Genomic DNA, 6,000 nt, shown 5'->3' with positions numbered 1-6,000 from the left:
AGTTGGTAGTAGCGCATGACTGTTAATCATGATGTCGTAGGTTCGAGTCCTACTGGCGGAGTATAGATAAAAGGGAACACAGTGTTGTTCCCTTTTTTGCATCAATTCGTATCACCAAGCATCTTCATGAGGAAGTCTGTTATTTCTTGAGAACTTTCTTTTTTTCCATGTGCAATCCAAGTTTGGCAGACACCAAAAAGTGCATGAGTTAGATAGATGCTACTATATTCTAATTCAGTGGTATTGAGATTCAGTTGCATAAATCGCTTTTGTAAATCTGTACTGAGCATGATATGAAGTTTATTTCGTAAGAAATTTTGGATTTCTTTGGTCCCATTTTCAGAAAGAAGGGCAGCCAGAAGTGGTTCTGACTCTAGATATTCAAATACTTCTAAAATAGCATCTCTTTTGTGATGAGCATGTTTTTGAAAAATATATTCAAATGTATGAAATAGCTTGCTTTGATAATGCTCAATCATATCATACTTATCCTTATAGTGCGTATAGAAGCTGGAACGACTAATTCCGGCTTTTTCTGCTAGCTTGACAGTAGAAATTTGATCAAATGGTTGTTCCATTAGTAATTGTACCATAGCATTTTCAATAGTTCTCTTTGTTTTTAAGCGTTTGTTACTTTCTTGCATATTTCCTCCTTGTAAACAAATTAGACTATATGTCTAAAAATAGATTTTTTATCTTGTAATTTAGATTTTTTAATGTATAATCTATTATATCAAAATTTTAGACAATATGTTTAAAAAAGGAGAAACTATGTTTAAAGAATGGAAAGCAATTTTTAAAAAACCAAGCTTTATTATTGTCATGATAGGGATTTCTCTTATTCCAGCTCTGTACAATATCATATTTTTATCCTCAATGTGGGATCCATATGGTCAATTGTCTGACTTACCTGTGGCAGTTGTCAATAATGATAAAGAGGCTTCCTATAATGATAATACTATGGCAATAGGAAAAGACATGGTGTCCAATTTAAAAGAAAATAAAACTTTAGATTTTCATTTCGTGGATGAAGAGGAAGGAAAGAAGGGATTGGAAGATGGCGATTACTATATGGTAGTAACTTTACCAAGTGATTTATCTGAAAAAGCAGCTTCTATTTTAACGGATCACCCAGAGCAAATGCAAATCGATTATCAGACTTCAAGTGGTCATAGTTTTATTGCCAGCAAGATGAGTGATTCTGCGATGACAAAATTGAAGCAGAATGTTTCTATGTAACCGAGACCTATACTAAAGCTTTATTTAACAAAATGGTCGATTTAAAGGATGGTATGAGTCAAGCAGCTTCTGGTAGTGAAAAACTAACTGATGGAGCGAATCAGTTAGTGACAGGAAGTCAAACATTAACTACTAACCTACACTCTTTAGCAGATTCAAGTTTAACATTTTCAAATGGAACGGAGCAGTTTACTAAAGGATTATCCTTATATGTCTCTGGTGTTGAACAACTTCATCTTGGCTTAGGGAATTTTAATAGTGGTTTAGTTACATATACTGGTGCAGTGAGTCAATTAGATAGCGGATTAGGTCAATTATCTTCTAAAAGCCCTGAATTAGTAAGAGGAATCAATCAGTTATATACTGGTGTAGAATCCTATACTGGCGGTGTTTCTCAGATTAATGCTGGTCTTAATCAATTTTCATCTGGTGTTAGTGCCTACACCAATGGAGTGGGAAGTCTTGCAACAGGTGCGAATCAGTTATCTAATCAATCATCTACACTTCGAATGGGTATGGAGCAATTAAGTGAAGGAATTCAACAACTTTCTAGCAAGTTAGATGCTTCGTCTGAGCAAAAAGATCAAATTGCTCAATTATCTTCCGGTCTAAATCAATTAAATCAAGCTATTCAAAATATTGATGTTGGAGATACAAAACAATTAGATTCTGTTTTATCAAGTATAGCATCTCTTTCTAATCAAATGTTAGTAAGTGCTCAGTCTGAAAAAGCAACTACATTAGCCAATATTCAATCGACAGCAGCTTATCAATCATTGACAAGTGAGCAACAAGCTGAAATAAGTGCTTCTGTATATCAAAATTCGACTGATAGTATTCAATCGGCTCAGTCAATTGTAGCTTTAGTACAAGGTTTACAGAGAAGTTTAAAAAACTTACAAAATCAATCTTCAAATCTTTCGACATTAAAAAATCAAGCTAATCAAGTATTACCGCTTGCTTCTACTTCTTTGACAGGATTGTCAAGTGGATTAACAGAGATACAAGGAGCTGTTACTAGTAAATTAGTTCCTGCCAGTCAGTCGATTGCATCAGGTGTAAACTCATATACTATAGGTGTTGATAAAGTTTCTCAGGGCGCAAGTCAACTAAGTGAAAAAAATGCCACCTTGACAGGTAGTTTGGATCAATTAGTTTCAGGCTCAACTACCTTGACACAAAAATCTTCTAACTTGACAGCAGGAGTTAGTCAATTAGTTGAAAAAACTCCAGAATTAGTATCTGGTATTGAAAAATTATCAACTGGCTCCAATCAATTGAATCAAAAGAGTCAAGAATTGATAGCAGGAGTTGATAAATTACAATCAGGATCGGGTCAATTAGCAGACAAATCCAGTCAGTTACTTTCAGGTGCTTCTCAATTAGAGAATGGAGCTAATAAATTGGCAGCTGGAGCTGGGAAACTAGCAGAAGGTGGAATAAAGTTAACTTCTGGATTGGAAGGTTTACAGACAGGAGTTGCTTCTTTAGGACAAGGATTAGGTAATGCTAGTGATCAACTCAAGTCAGCATCAACGGAATCTAAAAATGCAGAGATTTTGTCAAATCCTCTCAATCTTTCAAAAACAGACAATGATCAAGTTCCTGTAAATGGAATTGCAATGGCTCCTTATATGATATCAGTTGCTCTCTTTGTTGCAGCAATATCAACGAATATGATCTTTGCGAAGTTGCCTTCAAGACGTCATCCAGAGAGCCGTTGGGCTTGGTTGAAATCTCGAGCAGAAATAAATGGTATTATAGCTGTTTTGGCAGGAATTTTGGTATATGGAGGAGTTCATCTTATTGGTCTAACGGCTAATCATGAGATGAGAACATTTATTCTCATTATCCTAACAAGTTTAGTATTTATGTCCATGGTGACCGCTTTAACAACATGGAATAGCCGTATAGGAGCTTTCTTTTCTCTTATTTTGCTTTTATTACAGTTAGCATCAAGTGCAGGTACTTACCCACTTGCTTTGACAAATGATTTCTTTAGAGCCATCAATCCTTGGTTACCAATGAGTTATTCAGTTTCTGGATTACGACAAACAATCTCTATGACAGGGAATATCCATCATCAAGTCATTTTCCTTGTTGTGATATTAGCCCTATTTACTGGTTTAGGTATGCTAGCCTATCAACCTAAGAAAATGGAAGAATATTAAAAAAATCGACCAACTGGTCGATTTTTTTATGCCTTAGATGACTTTCGTCTGTGATTATAGATTCCAAATAGTAAGAGAGAAGTAAAGGAACAGATTGCTCCAGTAATAAAACCATTGGGAATGAAGGAAAGTGTAATAGTTCCTTTCCCCTTGGGAACATCAACTTTCATAAATCCAGTTTGAGCTTGTTTAATTTCTATTTTCTTACCATCTTGGTAGGCAGACCAACCTTTGTCATAAGGAATGGTGAAAAAAATAGATGTATCTTGTTGGACATCATATGTAGCAAAGACCTTGTTTTTAGAAGTTGATACTGTGACAGGTTGTTCTTTAATTTTTTGAATTGCCTCGGTGAAAGTTTTGGTATCTAAACGATAGAAGGTAGGAGATTCAAATGATACTTGTGAATTTCCAGGGAAACTAACATTGATATTGAAAGTTTTTTTCTCTTTTGTATATCCTAGATTAAAGAAGGAGAATGCATTATCAGTTGTAAAAGTCTTTTTTTCACCATTTACAAGGATGTCAACCTTCTTTTGTTTATCATTAGAAAAGTGAAGGTTTGTGAAAGAAAGATAAATTTGGCTGTTTTCTGGCACTTCAATTTGATACTGAATTGCTGCATCCTCATTTGAAGAACTTGTAACACTAATCAAATCATCAGTATTTTCAGTTTTTTCACAAGGTATTGGAGAAAAATAATCAAAATTAACGTTAGCAAGTTGATTTAAAAACGAGGCTTGATTATCCAAAGTGTGTTCATTGAACTTGACATCATTGTAAACAGATTGACTAGCAAATGCAATCGGAAGAGAGAATTGATTTTCATATAGGGTAAGATTATCTTTTTGATATACATCTTGGAAACCATACTTATCAATAGGGTTTTCCGAGATATTGTACTGGATTCCAAATAAACTATCAGCCAAAATACTATTATTGGCATAACGGAGATTGAGATTAGTCCCAGAGGATTTAAATCCAAGTTTATCCAAAGTAGAGCTTGCTGAACGATTTCGAACAGATGAAAATTGAGAGATTCCATTGTAGTTGAATTTCATACTGTCATTTCCTGTCTGAGTCTCTAGTTTCTCAGTACGAGTAAATTGATTTCCAATATATGTTGAGAAAGATTCCATAGCTGGGATATCTCGATTATATGCACTTCGAGAAGCAAAGCCCCATTCTTTAGCAATTCCGTCCATTTGAGATGAAGCATTTAAACTTATTTCAACTATTATAAATAAAGAGATTAGAATGGCAAATAGATTTACAGAGATAAATTTTTTAATAACTGCAAGGAGTAAAAGAGCATAGACAACTAAAAATTCAAGAGTAAGCAGAATATTCAAATCTGTTAAAAAAGAATAATGTGATTTTAGATAGATGGTAGCTAAAAATCCTGTTACTATAAGAAAAAGCGAAACTAAAAAATTCCAGATTTTAATTTCTTTCAGACGATTTAAGACTTCCGCTGCTGTGTAAATTAACAAGGTAGAGAAAATCCAAGCATAGCGATGTAAAAACATGTTTGGAGTATGCATGCCTTGCCAAAATAAATCAAGAGCTTCAATATAAAAGCTTGCAATTAGAAATGTAAAGAAGATTGCATAGATAAGTTTCACGTGAAACTTAATAGTTTTCAGTGTAAAAAATAAAATAGTCAAAATAAAGGGAAGTAGTCCTACAAAAATCATTGGAATAGCCCCATACTTGGTTGTATCAAAGGAACCAATGAATTGCTTGGCAAAGAGATCAAGATACCAGCTACTTTCAGTTTGAAACTTTGTAACTTCAGTCAATTTTTCCCCATGTGTCTGTAAATCAAACAGAGTAGGAAGAGTCAGAATCAAACTAGCCATACCAGCTGAAAAGGAGGTCACAACAAAATCAAGAACAGATGATTTTCGGATTTTAAAGTTCCACGAAATTTGACAGAGATACCAGAAAATAAGAAACAATGCTGTCATATAGCCAAAATAATAATTTTGAATAAATAATATTGACAGACTTGTAAAGTACAATAGGAATTTCTTTTCAGTTATCAGTAGATGTAAACCAGTGATAATTAAAGGAATCAAGATAAAAACATCTAGCCAGGTTTTTATCTCTAATTGACTGACAGAGAAACTCATCAGAGCATAGGAAGTAGATAAAGCTAGTTTTAAAGGCTTAGGAATCAATTGAAATAAATTATTTAAACTAAAGTAAGTTGACAGTCCAATCAATCCAAATTTTAAGAGAGTTGTCAGATAGACAGCATCTGGCATATTCGTTAGATCAAAAAAGTAAACTAGTGGTGAAAGGAAACTACCCAAGTAATAACTAGATAGGGCATAGAAATTCAATCCGAGGCCACTTGTAAAGGTGTAAAACAAACTACCATTTCCATATAGGATATTTCGTAAAGCTACATCAAAAATAACGTATTGATGAAAGCCATCTCCTAATAGAGGAGAGTTGTCGCTATTCCAGTAGATACCTTGAGATAGATATACTCCTATCATAATGATTATGGGAATGATGAAAGAAACAAAATAGATCCAATATGTTTTAAAAAATAATTTCATGTTACCTCATAAAATGTTAG

General features: G+C 33.8%; 2 protein-coding genes and 1 pseudogene. 1 reads left to right on the top strand and 2 read right to left on the bottom strand.

All coding sequences use genetic code 11. The annotated features are described in order from the left end of the window. Positions 1-101: 101 nt before the first annotated feature. On the bottom strand, positions 102-644 hold the full coding sequence (locus ADH54_RS06330; RefSeq protein WP_049524461.1) for a TetR/AcrR family transcriptional regulator: 543 nt from the start codon (positions 642-644) through the stop codon (positions 102-104). Between the two features lie 127 nt (positions 645-771). Between ADH54_RS06330 and ADH54_RS06325 the strand changes: the two are divergent. Further along, positions 772-3,410: pseudogene (locus ADH54_RS06325) on the top strand (YhgE/Pip family protein). A gap of 26 nt (positions 3,411-3,436) precedes the next feature. Here the strand turns inward: ADH54_RS06325 and ADH54_RS06320 are convergent. Then, positions 3,437-5,980 (bottom strand): YfhO family protein, encoded by a 2,544-nt coding sequence (locus ADH54_RS06320; RefSeq protein WP_049524460.1) that lies wholly within the window; start codon positions 5,978-5,980, stop codon positions 3,437-3,439. Positions 5,981-6,000 lie beyond the last annotated feature (20 nt).

Origin of the sequence: Streptococcus pseudopneumoniae (assembly GCF_001072315.1) — a bacterium.
GTDB lineage: Bacteria > Bacillota > Bacilli > Lactobacillales > Streptococcaceae > Streptococcus > Streptococcus pseudopneumoniae_R.
This window is presented reverse-complemented; position numbering and strand designations above follow the sequence as displayed.